The sequence below is a fragment of the Streptomyces sp. HUAS MS02 genome, from assembly GCF_055702265.1.
The window spans coordinates 8,504,953-8,529,304 of the sequence record NZ_CM146747.1 but is presented as its reverse complement, the minus strand read 5'-3'; the positions used below and the strand labels follow the sequence as shown (position 1 = coordinate 8,529,304).

14 protein-coding genes are annotated in these 24,352 nt (G+C 73.3%); 7 read left to right on the top strand and 7 right to left on the bottom strand.

What is annotated here, in order from left to right; translation table 11 throughout:
* Positions 1-442: 442 nt before the first annotated feature.
* The 5 genes from ACZ9QC_RS36850 to ACZ9QC_RS36830 all read right to left on the bottom strand — a co-directional run bounded on the left by ACZ9QC_RS36850 (position 443) and on the right by ACZ9QC_RS36830 (position 8,009).
* The gene (locus ACZ9QC_RS36850; protein ID WP_472917048.1) at positions 443-1,567 is read right to left on the bottom strand and encodes an ABC transporter permease; all 1,125 of its coding nucleotides are present in this window, start codon (positions 1,565-1,567) and stop codon (positions 443-445) included.
* A complete protein-coding gene (locus ACZ9QC_RS36845; protein ID WP_472917047.1) occupies positions 1,564-3,129 on the bottom strand; it encodes a sugar ABC transporter ATP-binding protein in 1,566 nt (521 codons plus the stop codon). The genes ACZ9QC_RS36850 and ACZ9QC_RS36845 overlap by 4 nt, the downstream gene beginning before the upstream one ends.
* A gap of 181 nt (positions 3,130-3,310) precedes the next feature.
* Entirely contained in the window at positions 3,311-6,334 is a 3,024-nt protein-coding gene (locus tag ACZ9QC_RS36840; protein WP_472917046.1) for a SpoIIE family protein phosphatase, read from the bottom strand.
* A 125-nt stretch (positions 6,335-6,459) separates the two neighbouring features.
* On the bottom strand, positions 6,460-7,383 hold the full coding sequence (locus ACZ9QC_RS36835) for a cyclase family protein (RefSeq protein ID WP_472917045.1): 924 nt from the start codon (positions 7,381-7,383) through the stop codon (positions 6,460-6,462).
* 92 nt (positions 7,384-7,475) lie between these two features.
* Positions 7,476-8,009 (bottom strand): MarR family winged helix-turn-helix transcriptional regulator, encoded by a 534-nt coding sequence (locus ACZ9QC_RS36830; protein WP_472917044.1) that lies wholly within the window; start codon positions 8,007-8,009, stop codon positions 7,476-7,478.
* 145 nt (positions 8,010-8,154) lie between these two features.
* Here ACZ9QC_RS36830 and ACZ9QC_RS36825 point away from each other — a divergent pair, with 145 nt between their 5' ends.
* Entirely contained in the window at positions 8,155-11,295 is a 3,141-nt protein-coding gene (locus ACZ9QC_RS36825) for a beta-N-acetylglucosaminidase domain-containing protein (RefSeq protein ID WP_472917043.1), read from the top strand.
* 20 nt (positions 11,296-11,315) lie between these two features.
* Here the strand turns inward: ACZ9QC_RS36825 and ACZ9QC_RS36820 are convergent, their stop codons facing one another.
* Positions 11,316-12,104 carry a sugar isomerase domain-containing protein gene (locus ACZ9QC_RS36820; protein WP_472917042.1) on the bottom strand — a complete coding sequence of 263 codons (789 nt, stop codon included), beginning with the start codon at positions 12,102-12,104 and terminating at the stop codon, positions 11,316-11,318.
* Between the two features lie 170 nt (positions 12,105-12,274).
* Here ACZ9QC_RS36820 and ACZ9QC_RS36815 point away from each other — a divergent pair, with 170 nt between their 5' ends.
* The 6 genes from ACZ9QC_RS36815 to ACZ9QC_RS36790 all read left to right on the top strand — a co-directional run bounded on the left by ACZ9QC_RS36815 (position 12,275) and on the right by ACZ9QC_RS36790 (position 21,987).
* The gene (locus tag ACZ9QC_RS36815) at positions 12,275-13,159 is read left to right on the top strand and encodes a MurR/RpiR family transcriptional regulator (RefSeq protein WP_220650273.1); all 885 of its coding nucleotides are present in this window, start codon (positions 12,275-12,277) and stop codon (positions 13,157-13,159) included.
* A 129-nt stretch (positions 13,160-13,288) separates the two neighbouring features.
* Complete coding sequence (locus ACZ9QC_RS36810; RefSeq protein ID WP_472917041.1) at positions 13,289-17,677, top strand: glycoside hydrolase family 38 N-terminal domain-containing protein; 4,389 nt, start codon at positions 13,289-13,291, stop codon at positions 17,675-17,677.
* Positions 17,678-17,874: 197 nt separating this feature from the next.
* The gene (locus ACZ9QC_RS36805; RefSeq protein WP_472917040.1) at positions 17,875-18,498 is read left to right on the top strand and encodes a peptidyl-prolyl cis-trans isomerase; all 624 of its coding nucleotides are present in this window, start codon (positions 17,875-17,877) and stop codon (positions 18,496-18,498) included.
* A 182-nt stretch (positions 18,499-18,680) separates the two neighbouring features.
* Positions 18,681-20,054 carry an extracellular solute-binding protein gene (locus ACZ9QC_RS36800; protein ID WP_472917039.1) on the top strand — a complete coding sequence of 458 codons (1,374 nt, stop codon included), beginning with the start codon at positions 18,681-18,683 and terminating at the stop codon, positions 20,052-20,054.
* 2 nt (positions 20,055-20,056) lie between these two features.
* On the top strand, positions 20,057-21,079 hold the full coding sequence (locus ACZ9QC_RS36795; protein ID WP_472917038.1) for a carbohydrate ABC transporter permease: 1,023 nt from the start codon (positions 20,057-20,059) through the stop codon (positions 21,077-21,079).
* Positions 21,076-21,987 carry a carbohydrate ABC transporter permease gene (locus tag ACZ9QC_RS36790; RefSeq protein ID WP_472917037.1) on the top strand — a complete coding sequence of 304 codons (912 nt, stop codon included), beginning with the start codon at positions 21,076-21,078 and terminating at the stop codon, positions 21,985-21,987. Before ACZ9QC_RS36795 ends, ACZ9QC_RS36790 begins: the two co-directional genes overlap by 4 nt.
* Here ACZ9QC_RS36790 and ACZ9QC_RS36785 read toward each other — a convergent pair.
* Complete coding sequence (locus tag ACZ9QC_RS36785; RefSeq protein ID WP_472917036.1) at positions 21,951-24,341, bottom strand: glycoside hydrolase family 3 N-terminal domain-containing protein; 2,391 nt, start codon at positions 24,339-24,341, stop codon at positions 21,951-21,953. The two genes, ACZ9QC_RS36790 and ACZ9QC_RS36785, sit on opposite strands and share 37 nt — an antisense overlap.
* Between the last annotated feature and the right edge of the window lie 11 nt (positions 24,342-24,352).

Below are 24,352 nucleotides of genomic sequence, written 5' to 3'. Positions count from 1 at the left end.
ACGGGCCGAGCCTCGGCCAGGGAGCCCCGACCCCCGACCGGCGACGACGCCCGGCCCAGGCACGCCCGGCCCACAGCCGTGCGGGGGCAGGGACGGGAACGGGGGCAGGAGCCGAGGGCCTGGCTGGGGCCCAGGGGTCGGGGGCCTTGCCCGAGATCCACGGGCCGAGCCTCGGCCAGGGAGCCCCGACCCCCGACCGGCGACGACGCCCGGCCCGGGCACGCCCGGCCGACGGCGGTGCGGGGGCAGGGAACGGGCCGAGGGCCGAGGGCCTGGCTGGGGCCCAGCACCCAGGTGCCCTGCCCGAGATCCACGGGCCGAGCCTCGGCCAGGGAGCCCCGACCCCCGACCGGCGACGACGCCCGGCCCAGGCACGCCCGGCCGACGGCGGTGCTGTGGCGGGGGACGTGGGCGCGGGCTCGGGCTCGGGAGCGGAGGGAGTTCATCGGCCGTTGTCCTTCGGGGTGCCGTCCGGGGGCGGTGCGGGCGGGGCGTTCGGTGGTGCGGCGGGGGCGGTGCGGGACGCGAAGGCGCCGGTGCGTAGCCGGCGGCGGGCGGTGTAGCCGGCCAGGCCGACGGCGAGGAGCAGGGTGCCGCCGTGGAAGAGCGGCACCGTCCAGAAGTCGGCGCCCATCTGGGCGATGCCGGTGAGGCCGACGGCGAGGACGGCGACGGCCACGAGGGTCCCGAGGGCGTTGGGACGGCCCGGCCTGATCGCGGTGGAGCCGAGCAGGGCTCCGACGAAGGCGGGCAGCAGATAGTCGAGGCCGACGCTCGGATTGCCGATCTGCTGCTGGGCCGCGAGCAGCACCCCCGCGATGCCGACGATCAGGCCGGACGTGGCGAAGGCGCAGACGGTGTAGGTGCGGACCGGGATGCCGACGAGGTCGGCGGCGCGCGGGTTGGAGCCGACGACGTACAGATACCGCCCGATCGGCAACCGCTCCAGCACCAGCCAGAGGGCGACCGTGAGCGCCAGCACGTAGAAGGCGGGGACCGGAAGCCCGAGGAAGGTGGAGGTGTAGAGGTCGGTGAAGGCGGGCGGCAGGCCCTGGGGGCCCGGGACGATCCGGCCGCCGTCGGTGATCCAGCCGGTGACGGCGTACATCATGCTGCCGGTGCCCAGGGTGGCGATGAAGGAGTCGATCCGGCCGAACTCCACGATGACACCGTTGAGGACGCCCACCACCGTCCCTCCGACGATCACGGCGAGGCAGGCGAGCGGCCAGGGCCAGTCGGCCTCGACGACGAGGTACAGCACCATGACGTGCGCCAGTCCGAGGCCGTAGCCGATGGAGAGGTCGAACGCGCCGGTCACGATGGGGACCATGGCGGCGAGCGCGAGGACGGCCGGGATCGACTGGGTGGAGAGGATCGCGTCGAGGGTGTCCAGGGTCGGGAAGGTGCTCGGCAGGGTGAGAGAGAAGACCAGGACGAGCAGGACGGTCAGGCCGAGGAGGCCGTAGGCGCCGACGAGGTGCCCGCCGGCGCCGCCTCGGGCGCCGAGCCGGCGCGAGGGACGCGGACGGCGCGGGCGCGGCGCGGGCGGGGACGGCGGGGCGGTCACGGACGCGTCGCGGTGCCGGAGGAGGGCATGGCCGAAGCCGCCCGGGTCAAGCCCGCGACCGTGAGGGCCGGGCCGCTCAGCTCGGCGGTCGCCGCTCCCCGGACGAAGACCAGGGCGCGCCCGCAGACGCCCGCCACCTCCTCGAAGTCGGTGGAGATGAGCAGGACCGCGAGGCCCCCGGCCCGTGCCTCGTCCAGGAGGCGGTGGATCGCGGCCTTGGCCCCGACGTCGACGCTCGCCGTGGGTTCCTCCAGGATCAGCAGGCGCAGTCCGGTCCTGAGCCAGCGGCCGATCATGACCTTCTGCTGGTTTCCGCCGGACAGGGTGGTGATGGTCGTCTCGCTGTCGCGGGGGCGCACCGAGAAGCGTTCGGTCAGGGCGGCGGCCGCGGCGCGTTCCCTGCGGGGGGCGATCCAGCGGGGCGGGGGCCCGTCCCCCGCGCGGGGGTTGGCCAGGAGGTTCTCCCGTACCGTCAGTTCGGGCAGGCAGCCCTCCCGTTGCCGGTCGCCGGGGACGAGGGCGACACCTCGGGCGACGGCGTCGGTGACGGTTCGCGGCCGGTAGGGGCTGCCGTCGAGCAGGATCTGTCCGCCGAGGAGGGGGCGGGCCCCCGCGAGGGCTCGGCCGAGCTCCGCGTGTCCGGCGCCCGAGAGCCCGACCAGGGCCAGGGCCTCCCCGGCACGCAGCTCCAGATCGACGGGTCCGGCGCCGGAGGTCCGTACGCCGTCGAGGGCGAGCACCGCCGGGGCGGCGAACGGTACCGGGGCGCGCCCGGGTGCCGGGGCGGGGCGTGGGCCGGCCGGTTCCTCACCGGTGATGTCGCGCACCAGCCGCAGTGGGCTGTGGCTCGCCGTCGAGCCCTGGCTGACGAGACGGCCGTCGCGCAGGACGGCGAAGAAGTCGGCGACCTCGTACACCTCGTCCAGGCGGTGACTGACGTAGAGGATGCCGTGGCCTCGGTCGCGCAGGGCGCGCAGGACACGGAAGAGGCGGGCGCAGTCCGCGGCGGGGAGGCGGGCGGTCGGCTCGTCGAGCACGATGAGTCCGGCCCGGGTGGCCAGGGCGCGGGCGATGGCGACCAGTGACCGTTCGGCGGGGCCGAGGCGGACGACCGGCGCGTCGGGATCGACGGCGCCGCCGACGAGCGCCAGGGCCTCGGCGCAGCGGTCCCGGGTGCGCCGCCAGGAGATCAGTCCGGCGCGGCGCGCGTACCCGGTGCTCAGGGCGATGTTCTCGGCGACCGTCATCCACTCCACGAGGCCGAGGTCCTGGTGGATGAAGGACATGCGGTGGGTGGCGGCGTGGGTCCCGAGCGGGTGTCCGTCCACGGTGATCCGGCCCGAGTCGGCGTGGTGCACTCCGGCGAGGATCTTGATGAGGGTCGATTTCCCGGCTCCGTTGGGGCCGAGGAGCGCGAGGACGCTGCCGGCGTGGACGTCGAGGTCGACCCCGGCGAGTGCGAGGGTGCCGCCGAAACGTTTCGTGAGGCCACGGACACACACCAGCGGCTCCGCCCCGCTGGGCGGGGTCGGCTGCGCAGAGGTGTCGTGAGCGTCGTGCACGGACAGCTCCGGGGGTCGGCCTGGCGAGTTCTTCCGACTTCGACTTGCGCGAGCGATGCTAACCGCCCATTTCGCCATATTCGCGCCTTTCACACCATTGGCGACACCTGGTGCCGTCGCCGACCCCGACGGGGCGGAGGCCGGGCCGCCCCGACCGGTCGGGGATGCCGGGCCCCTCGCCTCAGGCGCTGTCGAGCCCGCATTCGGCCCAGATGACCTTGCCCTCCGCCGTGTAGCGCGTGCCCCAGCTCTGCGAGAGCTGGGCGACCAGGAACAGACCGCGTCCGCCCTCGTCCGTGGTGGCCGCCCGGCGCAGGTGCGGGGCGGTGCTGCTGGTGTCGGCGACCTCGCAGATCAGGGCGCGGTCCCGGAGCAGCCGTACGCGGATGGGCCCGGCGCCGTGCCGGATCGCGTTGGTGATCAGCTCGCTGAGCACCAGTTCGGCGGCGAACGAGGCCTCGTCGAGGCCCCAGTCGGCCAGTTGCCGCAGGGCAGCGGCACGGACCTCGCTGACGCGGGCCGGGTCGGCGGGCAGCTCCCAGGTGGCGACGCTGTGCGGATCGAAGGCGTGGGTGCGGGCGACGAGCAGGGCGATGTCGTCGCAGGGGTGGGGGGACGCGACGGTGTCCAGGACCACCCGGCAGGTCTCCTCCGGGGTGTGTTCGGGGTGGGCGAGGGCCTCGCGCAGCTGTTCCAGGACCACGTCGACGTCGCGTTCGCGGTCCTCGATGAGGCCGTCGGTGTAGAGGACGAGGGTGCTGCCCTCGGGCAGATGGACGTCGACGGCTTCGAAGGGCAGACCTCCGAGGCCGAGCGGGGGCCCGGCGGGCAGCTCGGGGAACGTCACGGTGCCGTCGGGCCGGACCAGGGCGGGCGGCGGGTGGCCGGCGCGGGCCAGGGTGCACTGCTGCGAGGTCGGGTCGTAGACGGCGTACAGGCAGGTCGCGCCGATGATGCCGCCGCCGTCGGAGACGGGGTCCTCCCGGTCCAGGCGTCCCACGAGGTTGTCCAGGTGGGTGAGGACCTCGTCGGGCGGGAAGTCGAGTTCGGCGAAGCTGCGGGCGGCGGTGCGGACGCGACCCATCGTGGCGGCGGACAGCATGCCGTGGCCGACGACGTCGCCGACGAAGAGGCCGATCCTGGTCCCGGAGAGCGGGATGACGTCGTACCAGTCGCCGCCGACGTCGGACTCGGCGGGCAGATACCGGTGGGCGACCTCCACGGAGTCCCGGTCGGGCAGTCCCTGCGGGAGCAGGCTGCGCTGCAGGGCCAGGACCATGGTGCGTTCGCGGGTGTAGCGCCGGGCGTTGTCGATGGACAGGGCGGCCCGGGTGGCGAGTTCCTGGGCCAGTGAGCGGTCGTCGTCGCCGAAGGGGGCGGGGTCCTGGGCGCGGTAGAAGGCGGCGACACCGAGGACGACACCCCGGGCGACCAGGGGCACCACGATGAGGGAGTGGACGTGGCCCAGCAGCCGCTCGGTGTGCTCGGGGTCCTGCGCGAGCCAGCCCGCCGCCGCCCTCAGGTCCGGTTCCAGCACGGCCTCTCCGCTGGTCAGACAGCGCAGCTGCGGGACGGTCGGGCCGTAGTCGACCTGCTTGCCGACCGGGCTGAAGGGGAGGTCGTCGCGGATGCCGTGGACCACCGTGCGCCGCAGATCGTTGCGCGGGTCGGCGGCCTCCTCGCCCCGCAGCACGGGCTCGGCCAGGTCGATGGTGACGAAGTCGGCGAGGCGCGGGACCGCCGTCTCGGCGAGTTCCTGGGCGGTGCGGCGCACGTCCAGCGTGGTGCCGATCCGGGCGCTGGCCTCGGACAGCAGCTCCAGCCGACGGCGCGCGGCCAGGGCGTAGCCACCGACGTGGGGCTCCCCCACCATCACCAGACCCCGCTCCGACGCCGGGGGGCCGGAACGGTCGCCGGGCAGGCCGTCCGTGATGGGCGAGGGAACGGGGGCGTGCGGGGGTACGGGGGTGTGCGGCAGGCCGTCGGCGGCAGGAGGAGTGCCCTCCGTGGTGAGCGGAGTGCCGGGGGTGAGGGCGTCCGCGGGGTTGTCGGGGGTGCGGCCCTCGGGTGCGACGCCGTCGATGCCCGTCCTGGCCCGGGCGGGGGGCGGGACCTCGCGCAGCCGACCGGGGGCCGTGACGACGGAGAGCGGGGCGTCGCGGACGCGGAGGACCGCCGAGGGGTCGACGGATGCGAGGGGAGTGAGGGGGCTCGCGGGCCCGGTGGTGAGGCTCGGCACCGGCTCGGCCCCGTGCGGGGCGGTGAGGGCCGCCGGCGGGGAGGAGACGGGCAGGACCGCCTCGACGGCGATGCCCTCCACCCCGGAGGCGCTGGTCATCGGGCGGCTGACGAGCGTGACACGGCGGCCGTCCGTCAGGGAGACCTCGACGGCCGCCCGCTGCGCGCGCGAGATCAGCTCGGCGGCCTTCTCCAGGAGGGCCGCCCGGTCGACGGGGCGCAGCCCGAGGGCCAGTTCGTCGACGCCGACGACGCGGTGCGGGCCCGCGTCGGCCCCGACCCCCGCGTCCAGATACGCCCGCAGCAGGGAACGTTCACGTGCGGAGCTCTGCCCGAGGAGCCGCCGTTCGATGGCGGCGGCCGCCTTGCGGATGACGGTGGTGAGCGCCGGGTTCTCGAAGTCGCGCGGATAGCCGAAGCACAGGACGCCCTCGATCCGGCCGCTGAGCGGGTCGCGCACGGGAAGCGCGCGGCAGGCGCTGCCCTGGGAGCGATCGGCGAAGTGCTCGGCGCCGTAGACCCGGATGAGCCGCCGTTCCGCGAGGGCGAGCCCGATGCCGTTGGTGCCGGCGAACCGCTCGGCGAACACGAACCCCGGCACGGTCTGGATGTCCGGGAGCCCTCGGGCCAGGGACGCCTCGCCGAAGCGGCGCAGCAGCACCGTGCCGTTCGCGTCGGCGACGGAGATGTTCATGGCGCTGCCGGCGAACGTGGACTCCAGCCGGTCGAGGACCGGCACGGCGGCACGGGCGACCGGGTCCTCACGGTCGAAGTCGTCGCGGAAGGGGAGGTCGGAGCGTTCCGGGGCGAGCCCCAGGGACCGGCAGCGCCGCCAGGAGTCGAGGATGGTGGCGCGCACGCCCGACTCCAGCGGCTCCCCCTGCAGGAACCGCTCACGGAAGAGTGTGGGGCCCGTGCCGTCTGTCGCACGCCCTGTGGGTATCGGCTCACCGTCGGATCGCACCACGCTGGCCTCACTCGCGCCCTGAACAATCCGCTTATCGGAAATATCTGGCATTGACGAGGATACGGGCATCAGCAACACGAGTCACGGCTCACCGGCCTCGTCACGCTTGGTGACCGGGCCCGGCGTCACAGGACGGCGACCGGGTTGACCGGGGAACCCGTGCCGCCCGGGACATTCAGCGGGGCCACGACGAGCAGGAACTCGTACCGTCCCGCCTCGGCGGTCGCGGCGGCCAGCGCCTCCAGGTCCAGGTTGTCCAGCAGCGGCACCCCCATCGCGGCCACCGCCAGCGCGTGCACCGGCGAGTGCACACCCGCCACGGGCGACGGCCTGACGTCGCTGTCCCCGTCCCCGCCGAGCAGCGCGATGCCCCGTTCGGCCAGCAGGGGTACGGCGTCCACGTGGAACCCCGCGCTCGCCGCACCGGGGTCCCAGGCGCCGAGCTCCGCGCGGCGGCGTGCGTGCCCGGAGCGCAGCAGCACCGCGTCGCCCTCGCCGATCGTCACGCCGAGCGCCTCCTCGGCGGCAAGGACGTCCCCGGCGCGCACCGCGTGCCCCGGCTCCAGCCAGGGGACGCCGAGCACGGCGGGGAGGTCCAGGAGGATCCCTCTCGTGACGAGGGGGCCGAGCGCCGACACCGCGCCGAACCGGGCGCCCGCGGCGTCGACGTTCTCGCGGGCCGGCCTGCCGTCGTAGAGGAGTCCCGCGTAGGCGATGTGGCTCAGGGCGTCGAGATGGGTGACCGCCTTGCCGTGGTAGTCGGCGGCGATGAAGTCCTTGTGGGTCGTGGGCTCGGGGCCTTCCACGTCGCCGAGGTCGGTCATGTGGTGCAGGGCGGGCTTGCGGTTGTCCGGGCCCGACCGGGTGTTCCAGGGCAGTGCCATCGGGACGACCACACCGGACCGCACTCCCGCCACGGCCCGCCGCACATGGTCCTCGGTCACCCGGTTCCACGCGCCACGATCGGCCCGGTCCCAGCGACCCCAGGTCCGGACCGCCGCGAAGAGTGCGTCGAACTCCTCACGGGAGACGGCGGGATGCGCGCTCATACGTCCACGTCCTCACGGCTCGGGGCGACACCGGACAGGAGGGCGAGGACACGGCGCCCCGAAAGCACCTTATGACCGTTTCGAGCCGCGTGTCAGCCTCCTCCGACCACCCCGGCGTCCACCCAGCCGAGCGGATACGGCTCGGCATCGTCCGCCGCCGGGGCCACGGGTTCCCCGCCCGCCGTGTTGAACGCGGTCAACGCCTCGACCAGCGCCGCCCGTTGCCTCGGGGCGAGGCGCTCGACGACCGTGGCGAGTTCGGTGCGCCGTCGGGCCGTGACCTCCTCGACGGCGCGACGGCCCTCGTCGGTCAGCCGGAGCAGCGTCTCGCGGCGGTTGTCGGGGTTGGTCTGCCGGTCGGCGAGCCCGGCGGCGATCAGCCGGTCGACCATGCGCATCGCGGTGGACGGGGCGACCTGGAGCTGATCGGCGAGGACCACGAGCTTCGTGGCGCCCCGCACGGACAGCACCACCAGCATCCGGAACTGCGGCAGCGTCACCCGCTCCTCGACGGCGGCGAGCGACCGTGCGGAGATCGCGACCAACAGCCGCGACGCGGTGAGCACCGCGCGCGTCACCTCGTCGACGTCGTCCACGCCACCCGCCGGACCATCGCGTTCAGTCATGGCCCCTTTCTATCCCGCCGGGCGGTGCGGTCCGTCGGCGGATCCGCACAGATTTTCCCTCCTCATGACCGAGGCGGCCCGGTCGGGCTCCATGACCCGGCCTGGCGCTATTGAATGCTTGATTCAGCAGCTCTAGCCTCTGTCGATGGCTTCAATCACCTCTTTCCTCCCACGCCGCCGACGTCTCCCCTGGGCGCTGTTGCTGGCCCTGAGCCTGAGCCTCCCGTCGTTCCCGGCGGACGCCGCCCCACCGGCCGCGCCGTCCACACCGTCCAAGCCGACGTCCGCGAAGCGCCCCTCGGTGCCCGAGGTGTGGCCGACGCCCCGTCACATCGAGGGCGGCGGACGTCGACTCGCCGTTCCCGACCGGGTGGTGGAGGTGGTCGGGCCCCGCACCGACCCCTCCGCGCGCAGGGTCGTCGAGGCCGCGCTGCGGGCCGCCGGTGCCGACCGGATCGTCACCGTGCCGGCCGGCGAACGTCCGCCCGCCGCCGGGCTCACCGTCTACGTCGGCGGGCCCGACGAGAACCCGGCGACCGCGGGCGCGCTGCGGCGGCTCGGCGTCGGATCCCCGGCCGGGCTGCCCGCCGAGGGGTACGTCCTGGCCTCCGGACGCGGCTCCGGCCGTACCCTGCTCGCCCTCTCCGGCGTCGACACCACCGGCACGTTCTACGCCGCCCAGACCCTCCGCAGGCTCCTCACCGGCGGGCACCTGCCCGAGGTAACCGTCCGGGACTGGCCGACGGCCGCACGGCGCGGTGTCGTCGAGGGTTTCTACGGCACCCCCTGGTCCCACGCCGAACGGCTGAGCCAACTCGACTTCTACGGCCGCACCAAGCAGAACGTGTACGTCTACTCCCCCAAGGACGACCCGTATCTGCGGGAGCGGTGGCGCGACGAGTACCCGGCCGACCGACTCGCTCTGGTGCGCGAACTCGTCGAGCGGGCCGCCGCCAACCACGTCCGCTTCACCTACGCCCTCTCGCCCGGCCTGTCGGTCTGCTACTCCTCGGACGGTGACATCACCGCCCTGGTCCGCAAGTTCGCCTCGCTGTACGACATCGGGGTGCGGTCCTTCGCGATCCCGCTGGACGACATCAGCTACACCAAGTGGAACTGCGCGGCGGACGAGGAGCGTTTCGGCAGCGGGGGCGGCGCCGCCGGCGAGGCTCAGGCACAGCTGCTGAACCGGGTGTGGGAAGAGTTCTCCGCCGGGCGCACCGGGCTCGACCCGCTGGAGATGGTCCCCACCGAGTACTCGGACCTCGCGGACACCCCGTACAAGAAGGCGCTGCGCGAGCGGTTGGACGCGGACGTGGTCGTGGAGTGGACCGGTGTCGGGGTGATCGCGCCGACGATCACCGCCGCGCAGCTGCGGCAGGCCCGTGAGGTCTACGGCCATCCGATCCTGGTCTGGGACAACTACCCGGTCAACGACTACGTCACCAGCCGTCTCCTGCTCGGCCCCTACACCGGCCGGGAGGCCGGGGTGGCTCGTGAGGCCGTCGGTGTCACCGCCAACCCGATGGTGCAGGCGGAGGCGAGCAAGCTCGCGCTGTTCACGTCGGCGGCCTATCTGTGGAACGCGGAGGCGTACGACCCCCGGGCCGCCTTCCTCGCCTCCGTGCGGGATCTGGCGGGGCCGGGCGCGGCGCCGTGGCTGCGGATCTTCGCCGAGAACAGCTACTCCTCCCAGCTCGACGCCACCGAGGCCCCCACGCTGACCAAGCTGCTCGCCGCGTTCCAGGAGGCGTACGAGGAGGGCAGCGGCCTCGACGGGGCGGCGGCCGCGCTGCGGTCGTACTTCACGGACATGGCCGCCACGCCCGCCCGGCTGCGCGCCCGTCTCGCCAACCCCGGCTTCCTGAAGGAGACTTCGCCCTGGCTGGACAAGCTCGGCTCCTACGGCACCGCCGGACTGACGGCCGTGGACCTGTTGCTGGCCGGTGAACGGGGTGACGCGGACGCGGTGTCGAGGTACTGGAACCGGCTGCGGAGCGAGCGCAAGGCGCTGGACGCGATACCGCAGCAGGTGTCGCCGGGAGTGATGGACCAGTTCCTGTACCGGGCGATGCTCCGGCACGCGCCGGACCCGGGCGTCGACGCCTCCTTCGCCCCGGGCTCGCTCTCCTTGAAGCCGGGTGCCTCCGGGTCGGTGGCCCTCCGTTTCTCCTCCGCAGCCAAGGCACGGACGGTGACCTGGAAACTCGACGTACCGGACGGGGTGACGGCCTCGCCCGTCGAGGGGACCGTGACCGTCCCGGCCGGGGGCAGTGCCTCGGCCGAGGTCACCCTCACCGGGGTCACCGAGGGCGTCCACTCCGTCGTCGTCTCCGGTTCGGGGGTCCTCGACCGGGCGATCCCGGTCCGGGTCACGGACGGGGACGGGTCGTCGAGAGCTCTGACGGCCAACTTCAGCGGGGCCTCGGTCAGTTCCATCGACCTCTCGTCCGGGAGAAGCACGGACATCGCCGTGGGCGCGAACCCCGGTGAGGTGGTCGTGAGCGCCGACGGCCGGACCGCCTACGCCGCGAACCAGGGCTCGAACTCGGTCAGCGTCATCGACGTGGCGCGCGGCGAGGTCACCGCCACCGTGCGGGTGGGCCGTGTCCCCGCCGGGCTCGCGCTGACGCCGGACGGCGGCACCCTGTGGGTCGCCAACTACACGGACGGCACGGTGCAGCCGGTGGACACGGACACGCTCCAGGCGGGCGCCACGGTCTCGGTCGGGTCGGGACCGGAGAACATGGCGATCACCCCGGACGGGCGGACACTGTACGTGGCGAACATCCACGACAACACCGTCTCGCCGGTCGACCTGGGCACCGGGAGGGCCGGGGCGGCGATCCCGGTCGGCCCCCGCCCCTTCAACGTCGTGGCCGCGCCGGACGGGAAGACGGTGTACGTGTCCAACTCCGGCGGATCGACGGTCACTCCGATCGACACCGCGAGCAACGACACCGGGCCGACACTGCTCGTCTCCGGTCAGGCGTACGGGCTCGGGCTGTCACCGGACGGCCGGACGCTGTGGGTGAGCCCCAGCACCGGGGACCACGTCACACCGGTCGACACCGTGACGGGCGCGCCCGGCAGGCGGATCGCCGTCGGGAGGTCCGCGTTCGACGTCGGCCTGGACTGGGACGGCCGCACCGCCTACGTGACCACGGCCGACGGGAACAGGCTGGTGCCGGTCGACACCGCGACCGGCACCGCGGGGGCGCCGCTGACGACCGGCGCCTATCCCCTGGCGGTCGCGCTGACGCCCGTACCGGTGCCGGTGCCCTAGGACTAGGCGCCCAGGAGTGATCAGCTGGCGGTGCGCCGGATGCGGCCGGCGTACCGCTGCTCCAGGCCGAGGTTGCCCTCGAAGCCGCCGGGCACGTTGGCGGAGACGTAGACCGGGGGGCGGTCGCCGGTGGCGAGGAGCTGGGCGGCGGCCTCGGCGACGGTCATCTGGACGAGCATGACGCCGGTGAGGGTGGAGAGGGCGCAGACCGCGCCGCCGCCCGGGAGTTCCAGGAGGGCGTCCCCGCGCGGGGCCGCGTTGTCGAGGACGACGTCGGCGAGGTCGACGAGCTTCTTGCCACTGGGGTGGGTGGCGGGCACGGAGTGGGTGTGGGCGAGGGAGGTGAGGGCGAGCAGGCGGTGGCCGCGCTCCTTGGCGTGCAGGGCCATCTCGACGATGACGTTGTTGACGCCGGAGTTGGAGATGACGACGAAGAGGTCCTGCGGGCGGGGGGCCGCCAGTTCGTAGAGGCGGACCGCTATGCCGGGCTCGCGTTCGAGCAGCGGGTCGTCGAGGCCGCTGGGGTGGTCGCCGCCGAAGAGGACGAGGTCGGCCATCTGGATCCGGTTGGTGGGCACGAAGCCGCCCGCGCGGCCGGCGAGTTCGAGGACCATGGCCTGGGAGTGGCCGGTGCCGAAGGCCTGGACGACGCCGTCCTCGCGGACGCAGTCGGCGATCAGCGTGGCGGCGGCGCTCACGTCGGCGCGCGCGGACTCGGTGAGACGGTGCAGGACGGCCAGGCCCTCGCGCGCGAAGCGGTCGGCGCTCACCGGCTCGGTCACGGACTCGTTGGCGGACTCGACGGACACCTGAGACTCCCCACTGGTGGATTGAACCACCCCATACACACCTATCAGTGAATCACTGAATCACAGGCGCGGCATCGGGGGCAATGGCGCAGTTCATCCCCGAGTACGACCGCGAAGGCCGGTCCTGGTATTCAGCCGATGCGCCAACGGGTGGCTGATACCTTCTCTGCATGCCCTCGACCGATGTCACCACCCTGATCCGCACCGAGCTGCCCCGGCTGGCCGGCTCCCTGCGGAAGGTCGGCGAGCTGATCCTGGAGGATCCGGCCGCCGTCACCCACTGCTCGGCCGCGGAGCTGGGCCGGCGCACCGGCACCTCCCAGGCCACCGTGACCCGGTTCTGCCGGGCCATCGGCCTCGACTCCTATCAGCACCTGCTGATCGAGCTGGCCCAGGAGCGGGGCCGGGGCGAGTCCTCGGAGTGGGGCAGCGCCGAGATCGGCCCGGACATCTCCCCCGACGACAGCCTGGAGCGGGTCGTCCAGGTCGTCGGCACCGCCGATCTGCGGGCGATCCAGCAGACCATCGACCGGATCGACCTGGACTCCGTGGAGCGGGCGGCGCAGGCCGTGGCCCGCGCGCGGCGCACGGACGTGTACGGCGTCGGCGGCAGCGGCGCGGTCGCGCAGGAGACGGAGACCCGGCTGTTCCGCATCGGGTGCGCGGTGCGCGGCTGGACCGAGGTGCACGCGGCGACCACCTCGGCCGCCCTGCTGACCCCGGCGGACGTGGCGATCGGCATCTCCCACTCCGGCGCCACCCGGGAGGTGATCGAGCCGTTCGAGCTGGCCAGGGAGCGCGGTGCCACCACCATCGCCCTGACCGCCGATCCCCGCTCGCCGCTGGCCCGCGCCGCCGACATCCGGCTGATCTCGTCGTCGTCGGAGACCAGCTTCCGCACCGGCAGCATCGGCGCCCGCCACTCCGTGCTGATGCTCATCGACTGCCTCTACGTCCGCGTCGGCCAGCTCTCCTACCAGCGGGCGAGCGCCTCCCTGGCACTGACCGACCACATCGCGGGCGCACACGCGGTGAAGTCCCGGCGCAGCCGCTGACCAGGGCGCGGCGCGGCCGCGGCGGCGAGCGATTTTGCCTGGTTGAATCAACCAATATTCCGATGCATGGTTGATTGAACCACCCCGCGCTGCCAGGATGGGGCTCCCCCGAGCACTCGTAGGAGCCCCATGCGCGTCATCTCTGTCGAGTCGACCGAGCTCTTCGTCGGGACGGAGGACCAGCCGCACCAGGTGGTCGCCGTGGACGTCGGGCACGACGCGGGCCGGCCGGTCCGGCTGAGCGTGGAAGGCCCCGGTGTCCGCACCGCCGGGCGGACCGTCGTCACCGTGGGCGAGGACGGCACCGTACGCGCCGAGATACCCGTGGCCACGGACGGACTCGCCCCCGGCGACCACCGGGAGATCACCGTCACAGCCGCCGACGGGGAGCTGGTGGCCCGGCGGACCGCCGGCTTCACGGTCGCCGAGCCCGGCTGGACCATGTTCATGGTCAGCCACTTCCACTACGACCCCGTCTGGTGGAACACCCAGGCCGCCTACACCGAGACCTGGGACGTCGCCGACGACCCGGCCCTCACCGGCCTGCCCGCGCGGACCTTCGACTCACGTGGCCAGTCCGGCATGAGTCTCGTCCGCGCCCACTGCGATCTGGCCCGGCGCGATCCGGCGTACACGTTCGTGCTCGCCGAGGTCGACTACCTCAAGCCGTACTGGGACGCCTTCCCCGAGGAGCGGGCCTTCCTGCGGCAGCTGATCCGCGCCGGCCGCGTCGAGATCATGGGCGGCACCTACAACGAGCCCAACACCAACCTCACCGGCGCAGAGGCGACCGTGCGCAACGCGCTGTACGGCGACGGCTTCCAGCGCGGGATCATGGGAGCCTCGCCGGAGACCGCCTGGCAGCTGGACGCCTTCGGGCACGACCCGCAGTTCCCGGGGCTGATGGCGGACGCGGGGGTCACGTCGAGTTCCTGGGCGCGCGGTCCCTTCCACCAGTGGGGGCCGACCCTGTCGGTGTTCGGGGAGGAACCGCGCGATCCGCGGCGGATGCAGTTCCCGGCGGAGTTCAGCTGGATCGCCCCCTCCGGACGCGGCCTGCTGACCGCGTACATGGTCAACCACTACGGCGCCGGCTGGGCGATCGACAACGCGCCCACGCTCCCCGAGGCGGAGGCCGCCGCGCTCAAGCTCTTCCGGGGCCTGAAGAAGGTCGCGCTCACCCGGAACGTCCTGCTGCCGGTCGGCGGCGACTACGCGCCGCCGTGCCGCTGGGTGATGGGCATCCACCGGGACTGGAACGAGCGGTACGTCTGGCCCCGGTTCGTCAGCGGCGTCCCCCGGGACTTCTTCGCCGCCGTCCGCGCCGAGCTGGAGCGGGAGGGACGCACGGCCTCCCCGCAGACCCGGGACATGAACCCGGTCTACACCGGCAAGGACGTCTCCTACATCGACACCAAGCAGGCCCAGCGGTACGGCGAGGCGCTCCTCGCCGACGCCGAGGCCTGGGCGACCCTCGCCTCCCTCACCGTCGGGCACCCCTACCCGGACGCGGCCCTCGACAAGGCATGGCGGCAGTTGATCTACGGCGCCCACCACGACGCCATCACCGGCTCCGAGTCGGACCAGGTGTACATCGATCTGCTCACCGGCTGGCGGGAGTTGTACGACCTGGCGCGGGAGGTGCACGCCGACGCCACCCAGGCGCTCGCCGACCGGGTCGCGCCACTGCCGGGCGACGGAGCGGACCTGGTCGTCCTCAACTCCGCGACCTGGCGGCGGGGGGACGTGCTGACCGTCGCCGACCCGGGCCGGATCCCGCTGGACCACACCGGCCTGCCGTTGCCCGCCGTGTCCGAGGACGGCGAACTGAGCGTCGTCGTGCCGGACGTGCCCGGGATGGGGCTCAAGGCGCTGTCGCTGGCGGACGGTTCGGTGCCCGGCTGGACGGCCGGCGAGGGGACGACGATCCGCAACGATTTCTACGAGGTGACCGTCGACCCCGCGCGGGGCGGCGGTGTCAGCAGTCTGCGCGCGCTCGCCGGAGCCGGGGGCGGCCGGGAGCTGCTGCGGCCCGGGGAGATCGGCAACGAGCTGGTGGTGCAGGAGGAGTACCCGAGGCACCCGCGCTTCGGAGAGGGCCCCTGGCACCTCACCCCGACCGGCACCACGGCCGCCCGGAGCCGGGACGTGAGGGCTGACATCGATGTCGAGCACTCTCCCGCAGGCTCCCGCATCACCGTCCGCGCCGACCTGGGCCTCTTCCGGTACACCCAGCGGCTCACCCTCTGGACGGGTGTCGACCGGCTGGACGTGACGACGACCGTCGACGGATACGACGGCGCCGACCGGCTGATCCGGGTGCGCTGGCCCTCCGACGTACGCGGCGGGCTGCCGGTGCACGAGGTCGCGGACGCGGTCGTCGGACGCGGCTTCGGCTTCGTCGAGGTGGACAGCGAGCAGTTCCCGTGGACGCTCGACAACCCGGCCAACACCTGGTTCGGGCTCGGCTCCACGGCCCGCGTCGCCGTCCACGACGACACCGGCGCCCTGCTCGGCCACCGGTCCATCGGCGTCGCCGAACTGGTCTTCGGCGACTGGGACGCCGCCGGTGAACTGGGCACACCGCTCGCCGCGGCCCTGGTCCGCACCGGCGTCACGGCCACCTCGACCATCGCGGACGGCCCCCGCTACGGCGATCTGGAGGTCGACTCCAACCTGCCCGACATCCGGGTCGCCGTCGGCGGCCCCGACCGCAACGCCCTGGTCGCCGAGGTCCTCGGCTGGGACCCGGCGGCGGCCCGCGAACTGCGCCGCCAACTCGCCGAGGACGGCCTGGCGGCGGTGTGGGTGGCACCCCGCGCCTCCCTGCGCGAGGAGTGGGTGCCCGGCGCCGACCTGCGGGACCTGGAACGGCTGCCGCTGCTCGTGGTGGCGGGCGCCCGCCCCGAGGACGACGCGAAGGCCGTGGACGCGCTGATCGCCGACCTCGACGACGCGACCGTACGGGCCGTCGCGGCCGGAGGCGGCGAGGCGCTGCCTCCGGGCGACGCCTGGGACGGGCGGGGCTTCGCGATCCTGAACCGCGGCACCCCGGGCTGCGTCGTCACCTCCTGCGGAGACCTCCACATGTCGCTGATGCGCTCCTGCACCGGCTGGCCCTCCGGCATCTGGGTCGACCCGCCCCGCCGCACCGCGCCCGACGGCTCCGGCTTCCAGCTCCAGCGCTGGTCGCACACCTTCGAGTACGCGGTCGTCGCGGGCGAGGGCGACTGGCGCGACCTGGGCTGGCCGCGCGCGGGCCACGCCTTCAACCATCCGCTCACGGGGCGGTTGCGCACGCCCGAGCATCCGCTCACGGCACGGCTGCGCGAGCCCGCCCAGGCGGCGGCCGGCCTGCCGAGGACCGTGACCCTGCTGGCGCTGGAGCCCGAGGGCCGGGTCGTCCTGGACGCGTTGAAGCCGGCCGGGTCGCCGCTGGCCCGGGGCGGCACCACGCCCGTGGACCCGGCGCGCGAGGTCGTCGTCCGCGCGCACGAGGTGGACGGGCGGCCGGTGCGGGCGCGGGTGACCGGGCCTGCGGCGTGGGCCGGGGGCCGCCGGGCGGACGTCCTGGAGCGGCCCGGTGAGGCGCTGGCCCCCGGCGCGGACGGGGCGTTGGAGCTGGACCTCACCGGGTTCGAGGTGGCCACCGTGCTGGCCTCGCCGGTGGCCGCCGCGCCGCCCGTACGGGCCTGCGGGACCACCTCCGGCGCGTCCGGCGACGGGAGCCCCACCGAGCAGCTCTCGTCCTCCTGCGCGCTCCCCGATGAAGGTGCCGGTGTCGGCGCGCACGAGCCCGCCCAGCCCGTGCACACCCGCTACTGGCTGCACAACTCAGGTCCGGCGCCCCGGGGCAACATGCCCGTGGCCGTCTACCTCTCGCCGGCCGCGCTGACCGCCGACGGCCCGGTCACGGCGACGGTACGGATCTCCTCCGAGCTCACCGACGCGCCGGTCTCGGGCACGGTCGCCCTGGAGGTACCGCCCGGCTGGAGCGCCGAGCCCGCCGAACTGCCGTACGCGCTCGGCGCGGGCGGCTTCTCGCTCACCGAGGTCACCGTGACGCCCCCGCCGGGTGCGGTGCCCGGCCGTTACGCGCTGGCCGCGCGGCTCACCCACGGCGGGCAGACGTTCGAGGACGTGGTCGCCCTGGACGTGCCCGGCGCGGCGGTCCGGGGCGAGCCGGACGGGCGGACCGGGCCGAGTCTGGTGATGGAGCTGGGCGTCGACCGGGTCGAGATACGCCGGGGCGAACGGGCGCGCGTGCCGGTGCGCCTGCGGAACACCACCCGCGGGCAGGTGGGCGGAGCGCTCTGGGCGGTGTCCTCGTGGGGGACGTGGGCGGGCGTCGCACCGGGCCTCCAGGGCTTCTCCCTGGCCGCCGGGGAGAGCACGGAGTGCCTGATCGAGATCGACGGCTCGGCGGTGCCCCCGGGCTCGTACTGGCTGATGGCGAAGGCCGGTTGGCACGGCTGCGTGGCCTACTCGGAGGCGGTCGTCCTGGAGGTGGGACCGTGAACGGACGGACGGCACACGGCGGCGGCACGGGGCCGGACCGTCTCACCCCACCGCGCGGGCGCCCGGCGCCGGACCAGCACACGCGGCACCCAGCTCCGGAGGCGTCGACCGGAGCCGAGCCCCAAGGCGACCACTCGGCAGCGCACGACCACTCAGCGGCCCACGGTCGTCCGGGACCCGCCGCGCACACGACGCCCATGGCGCCCGCCGCGCTCGTCGGCGGTGAGCCGGTCGCCCGGGAGCGGGTGGACGTCGTGCTGGCGGTGGTGCCCGCGCGGGATCGGGAGGTCCGGCCGGAGGGGCAGGCGCGGGCGGAGCGGCAGCGGCGGCGCTGGGCCACGCAGGTGGTCGTCGCCGACGAGCTGGCCCGGCGGGCGTGCGCCGCGCGCGGGCTCGCGCCGCCGCCAGGCGAGGCACCGGCCCGCCCGCTCGCGGTGTCCGGGACAGAGGTCGCCGACCTCGGCAGCATCATCGCGGTGACGCTCGCCCACTCCCCCGCCGCGCGCACCCTGCTGGCGGCGCTGGAGGCCGAGCAGAGGGTGCCGGAGGAGGCCGTACGGGACTACTACGACCGCAATCCGGACCGCTTCCTCACCCCGGAGGCACTGCGGCGCGGCGTCGACCCGTACGGCGGGGCGGTGCCGGGCGACTTCCTGCCGTACGACGCGGTCCATGACGACGTCGCACGGGAGTTGCGGCGGGCCCTGGGCCGACAGGCCTTCTTCGACTGGCTGGACCGGGCGCGGGCCGACGTGGAGTACGCGCCGGGGCACGAGCACCCGGAGGACCCCTCGCACCCCGACCACGAGCACCGGCACTGAACACACCCACCGGCTCCGAACCCGTCGGAAACGCCCTGGAACCGAAAAGCAACACGGCCAGGCATTGACCTCCGATGAATTCTGGTCCACCTTTTCATCAATCACAGTCCAAGTTGGTGATTTGAACCAGCAGCTCGACCCAGCGGCTCGACCCAGGCAGCTGACTGATCGCAGGAGGCGACATGCGCGCGAGAAGACTGACCGGATGTGTGGTGGGTGTCATCGCCCTCACCCTGACCGCCGCGGGCTGCGGCCTGTCGGGCGGGGGATCCGACAGCGGGGACGCCACCGCCGGCGGCTGCGAGGTCGACAAGGGCAACGTCGGGTCAGGGAAGCTGACCGGAGACGTCAAGGGCACGATCACCTTCCAGACGACGAATCTGAAGAAGGACTTCGGCGGCTACTTCAACGGTGTCATCAAAGCCTTCGAGCAGGCCCACCCGGACACCACCGTGAAGTGGGTCGACGACCCGGGCGACGCCACCTTCACCCAGCGTCTGGTCGCGGACGCGCAGGGCTGCACACTGCCGGACGTCGTGAACATCAACGTCAACACGGCGATCGCGCTCACCAAGAACGGCTATCTGCTCGACCTGGACAAGAAGGCCCCGGGCGCGGGCGAGCCGTTCGTGCCCAACCTGTGGAAGTCGAGCATGTACGCCGACGCGTCCGGCACCGAGGTGCACAGCGTGCTCCCCTGGTACTCCGGCGGCATCGTGCAGACCTTCAACACCGACCTGATGAAGAAGGCGGGCCTCGATCCGGCCAAACCTCCGACCACCGTGCTCGGTCTGTTCGAGGACGCGCAGAAGATAGCCGAGGTCTCGGACGGCAAGTACTACGCCTTCCTCGCCAACCCGCAGCTGCGCATCCCCGCCGACTGGCAGCAGATGGACATCAAGGTCCTCTCCTCCGACGGCAAGAAGTTCACCTTCGCCGACGACCCGAAGACCGCGCAGTGGGTGGAGGCGATGACCAAGCTCTACAAGGCCGGCGGCATGCCGAGGGACTCGCTCTCCTCCACCCAGGACCCGGCCAACGTCTACGGCCAGGGAAAGCTGGTCTACGGCCCGACGAACCCCAACTTCCTGCGCTTCATCCAGCAGAACAACCCGAGCGTCTACAAGAAGACGGGGGTCGCCCGCTTCATGCTGGACGACCTCGGCCACACCGTCGGCGCCCCGCAGTACATAGGCGTCGCGTCCACCAGCAAGAACGCGGCGACCGCGCTGTCCTTCGCACAGTTCCTCACGAACGCGAAGAACCAGCTGGAGTGGGCGAAGGACCCGAACGTGGTCATCTTCCCCTCCACCACGGCCTCCCTGGACGACCCGTTCTTCCAGTCGGTCAAGGGTGACGACCCGTTCGCCGAGGCCCGCAAGATCGTCGCGAGCGACCGCAAGACCTCCACGGCCGACGAGATCGCCCTGACCCCCGGGGAGCTGAACGCCATCACGGCCCAGATCCAGCTGGCCATGCAGGGCAAGAAGAGCGCCCAGGACGCCCTGGACGAGGCCCAGAATAAGGCCAACGAGCTGATCGAGCAGGGCAGCTGAGTATGACCACCCTCTCTCCCCCCACCGAAGGGGCGGGGGTCGCGGTCCCCTCCCGCGACCCCGGCCCCGGGGAACCGACCGGCCGCCGGCGCCGCCTGTTGCGGGCCCTCAAGCCGGGCCCCGGCGCCGACGCGGGCGGCGCCGCGCTGTACCGCCGCTGGTGGCTGCCGTGGCTGTGGATGTCCCCGGCGATCATCGGCATCAGCGTCTTCGGCCTGTACCCGTTCCTGAACACGCTCCTGCTGTCGTTCACCGACGCCAAACCGCTCGGCGGCGCCGCCTCGTTCGTGGGCCTGGACAACTACACCCGGATGCTGGGCGACTCCGACTTCTGGCTCGCCACCCGCAACAGCGTGCTGTACGCGCTGATCGTGGTCCCGCTGATGGTGCTGCTCCCGCTGATGCTGGCCGTGCTGGTGGAGAAGAACCTGCCCGGCATCGGCTTCTTCCGCTCCGCGTTCTACACCCCGGTCCTCGCCTCCAGCGTGGTCGTGGGCCTCAGCTGGCAGTGGCTGCTCAGCGACCAGGGCCTGGTCAACACCTGGCTGCAGAAGGCCCACATCATCCGGTCGGCGATCCCGTTCCTGTCGGACTCCTGGCTGATCCTGCTGTGCGCGATGGGGCTCACCCTGTGGAAGGGCCTCGGCTGGTACATGATCTTCTACCTGGCCGCGCTGGGGAACGTGCCCAAGGAACTGCACGAGGCCGCCGCCGTGGACGGCGCGGGCGCGGTCCGCCGCTTCTGGCACGTCACCGTGCCGGGCGTGCGCACCTCGATGATGCTGGTCGGCACCCTCACCGGTATCGGCTCGCTGCGCGTGTTCACGGAGATCTACATGCTCGGCGGCGCGACCGGCGGCCCCGGCGGCGCCGACCGCACCCTCCCCTTCTACATCCGGGACGTCGCCCTCGACCCGCTCACCGGCAACGCCGGCTACGGCTCGGCGGTCAGCGTCGCCCTCTTCGTACTCACCCTGGGCCTCACGCTGCTCGCACAGCGACTGACGAAGGAGGACGAGTCGTGACCACCGCCGTGAAGGAGCCGCGGACGGCCACGGCCCCGGCCCCCGTCGTGAGGCGGCGGCTGATGCCGCGCTGGAGGGACTACGGCCGCCCCCGCGAACTCGTCGTCCGCTACCTGCTGTTGCTGTTCGTCCTCGGCATCACCGTGGGCCCGCTGCTGTGGCAGCTGCTGTCGTCGCTGAAGGGCGTCGGCGAGGACGTGTTCGGCGAGAAAGCCTCCCTCCTCCCGCATCATCCGACGCTGCGTGCCTACCGCGAGGTGTTCGCGCAGGTCCCGGTCTGGACGTACATCCGCAACAGCCTGGTGGTCGTGGCCCTGTCCGTCACCAGCCAGCTGGTCTTCTCCACGCTCGCCGGCTACATGCTCTCCAAGCCGAGCTGGAAGGGCCGCAGGCTGGTCTGGGTACTGCTCATGGCGTCCATGATGTTCCCCTTCGAGTCGATCATGGTGTCGCTGTTCCTGAGCATCCGTGACCTGGGGCTCGTCGACAACCTGGTGGGCGTCTGGCTGCCCGGTTTCGTCGCCGCCATCAACGTCCTGATCATGCGGGCCGCGTTCCTCGCCGTACCGCGCGAGGTCGAGGACGCGGCGATGCTGGACGGGGCGGGCGAGTGGAAGCGGTTCCGGTACCTCTATCTGCCGTCCGCGTGGGGCGCGATCCTGGTCGTCACCATCAACACCTTCATCAGCGCCTGGGACGACTTCCTGTGGCCGCTGATCGTGCTGCGCACCGAGGACCACTTCACCCTGACACTCGGCCTGTCCCGCCTCACGTCCTCCTCCTTCGGCTACGACCAGCGGATGGTGATGGCGGGCTCGGTCATCTCCGTGATCCCGGTGCTGGTGCTGTTCGTCATCACCCAGCGCTGGTTCTACAAGGGCGTGTCCTCCGGGGCCGTCAAGCTCTGAGGTCCACCACGACCTCCGAGGTCCACGACGACGGGTACGACGTCCAGCGCCTCCCGCGCGGACCGCGCGACCCGGAGCTCCACGGAGTCGGTCCCGGCGGGCACCTCGAACGCCAGGGAGACGGTACGGCTCTCCCCCGGCGCCAGGCCGACACCCTCGAACGCGCACAGTTCGAGGGTGCGCGGCCAGGTGCGCGTGATCAGCCTGCGCAGATACACCTGCACGACCGAACGCCCGTACCGGTCCCCGGTGTTGGTGACGTCCACCTCGACCGTGCGCCCCGACACCCGGGGCGCGCCATGTTCGAAGGTCGTGTACGACAGCCCGTGGCCGAAGGAGTAGGCCGGCTCGGCGCTCTCGTCGACGTATCCGCCGTACTCGGTGTCCTTGTGGTTGTAGTGGACGGGAAGCTGGGCGGCCGAGCGGGGGACGGAGACCGGGAGCCGGCCGGCGGGCTCGGCGAGGCCGAGGAGCACCTCGGCGACCGCCTCGCCGCCCCACGGGCCCGGGTACCAGGCGGTGAGCAGTGCCGCGGCCGGGGTGTCGGGCAGCACGTGCGGGCGGCCCTGCATCAGGACGACCGCGGTGGGCGTGCCCGTCGCCACGACGGCGTCCAGCAGGGCCTCCTGCGCCGCGCCGAGCCGTAGACCCGCGAGGTCGACGCCCTCGCCGCAGGTCATCTCCGACACCACGGTCCGCGCGGCACCGTTGGCGTCGAACTCCGTGTCGGGGGTACGGGCGCTGCTGCCGCCCAGCACGAGCACGGCCAGGTCGGCCGCGGCGGCCTCTGCGATCGCGTCCGGGATTCCGGAGCGGTCGGCGCCGGTCAGGGCCGCGCCCTCGGTGTGACGGACGTCCGTGCCGGGCGGGGCCAGGCGGCGCAGGGCGTCGAGGACGCTCGTGCCGGTGCCGGGGCGCTGCGGGGCGGTGTAGTCGCCGAGGTGGTGACCGGTGGTGGCGGCGTGCGGGCCGAGCACGGCGATCCGACGTGCCGAGGGGCCGAGGGGCAGGGTGCCTTCCGGGTTGCGCAGCAGGGTGACGCAGGCGCGGGCGAGGTCGGTGCTGCGGGCGCGTCCGATGTGCTCGGGGACCGACGCGCGGCGGGTGAAGGGGTTCTCGAACAGGCCGAGGCGGAACTTCAGGCGCAGCACACGGGCGACGGCGGCGTCCAGGGCGGCCTCGTCGACCAGGCCGCGCTCCACGGCCTCCTCCAGGTGCGTGAAGCCCTCGTCCCAGAGGCTGAGGTCGACGCCCGCGTCCAGGGCGAGGGCTCCGGCGGAGACCTTGTCGCCGGTGATGCGGGCGAGGCGGTCGACGGCGAGGCCGTCGGCCATGACCAGGCCGTCGAAGCCCCAGCGTTCGCGGAGCAGCCCGGTGAGGAGGGCCCGATTGCCGCAGCAGGGCATGCCGTCGACCTCGTTGTAGGCGGCCATGACGGCGGCGGCGCCCGCGCGGACGCCGGCACGGGCGGCCGGGAGGTGGATCTCGTGCAGTTCACGGCGGCCGAGTTCGGACTCGGCGGAGTTACGGCCGCCGACGGTGGCGCCCTGCCCGGCGAAGTGCTTGAGGACGACAGGGGCGCGGTCGTCGGCGAAGCGCTCCGGGACGGGCGCCGGGACGGGCGTCGTGTGCGGGCCCGGGGACGGTTGAGCGCCGGAGGTCTGCTGAGCGTCAGGGGCCGCCTGTGCACCCGGCGGTCCCTGCATGCCCCTGACCAGGGCCTCGGTCAGGCGGGCCGCGAGGTGGGGGTCCTCGGCGAAGCATTCCTCGGTGCGGCCCCAGCGCGGGTCCCTGGCGATGTCGAGTGCGGAGACGAGGGCCACGTGGCCGCCACGGGCGCGGAGTTCGGCGGCGGCGTGCGCGGCGGCCCGCTCGTGGAGGTCCGGGTCCCAGGTGGCGCCGACGGCCAGGTTGACGGGCAGGACCGTGCCGTCGAGGGCCATGTGGCCGTGCGGGACCTCCTCGACGAAGAGGGCGGGGATCCCGAGCCTGCTGCGCTCCAGGACGTGGCGCTGGACCAGGTCGGCGAGGTCGGCGCTGTCTGCGGCACCGGGCCCGTCGCCGTGGCCGACGCCGGACCAGGCGTCGGCCCGCATCAGACCGTAGAGCGCGCCGAGCCCCGAGAAGCGCTCGGTCTCGGCGGAGAGGGCCTCGGTGAGTTCGAAGTCCCCGGCCGGGGTGCGGCGGTACGCGTCCCAGCCGTACATCCGCTGGTTGAGCTGGCCGACCTTCTCGCGCCGGGTCATCCGGGAGAGGAGGTCGGCGACCCTCGCCTCGACGGGGGCGGACGGGTCGCGGTACGGCGGCCGCGCCGGCGCGGTGGCCGGGGCGAGCGGCTGGTCCTGTGGGGGCATGGGTGGTCCTT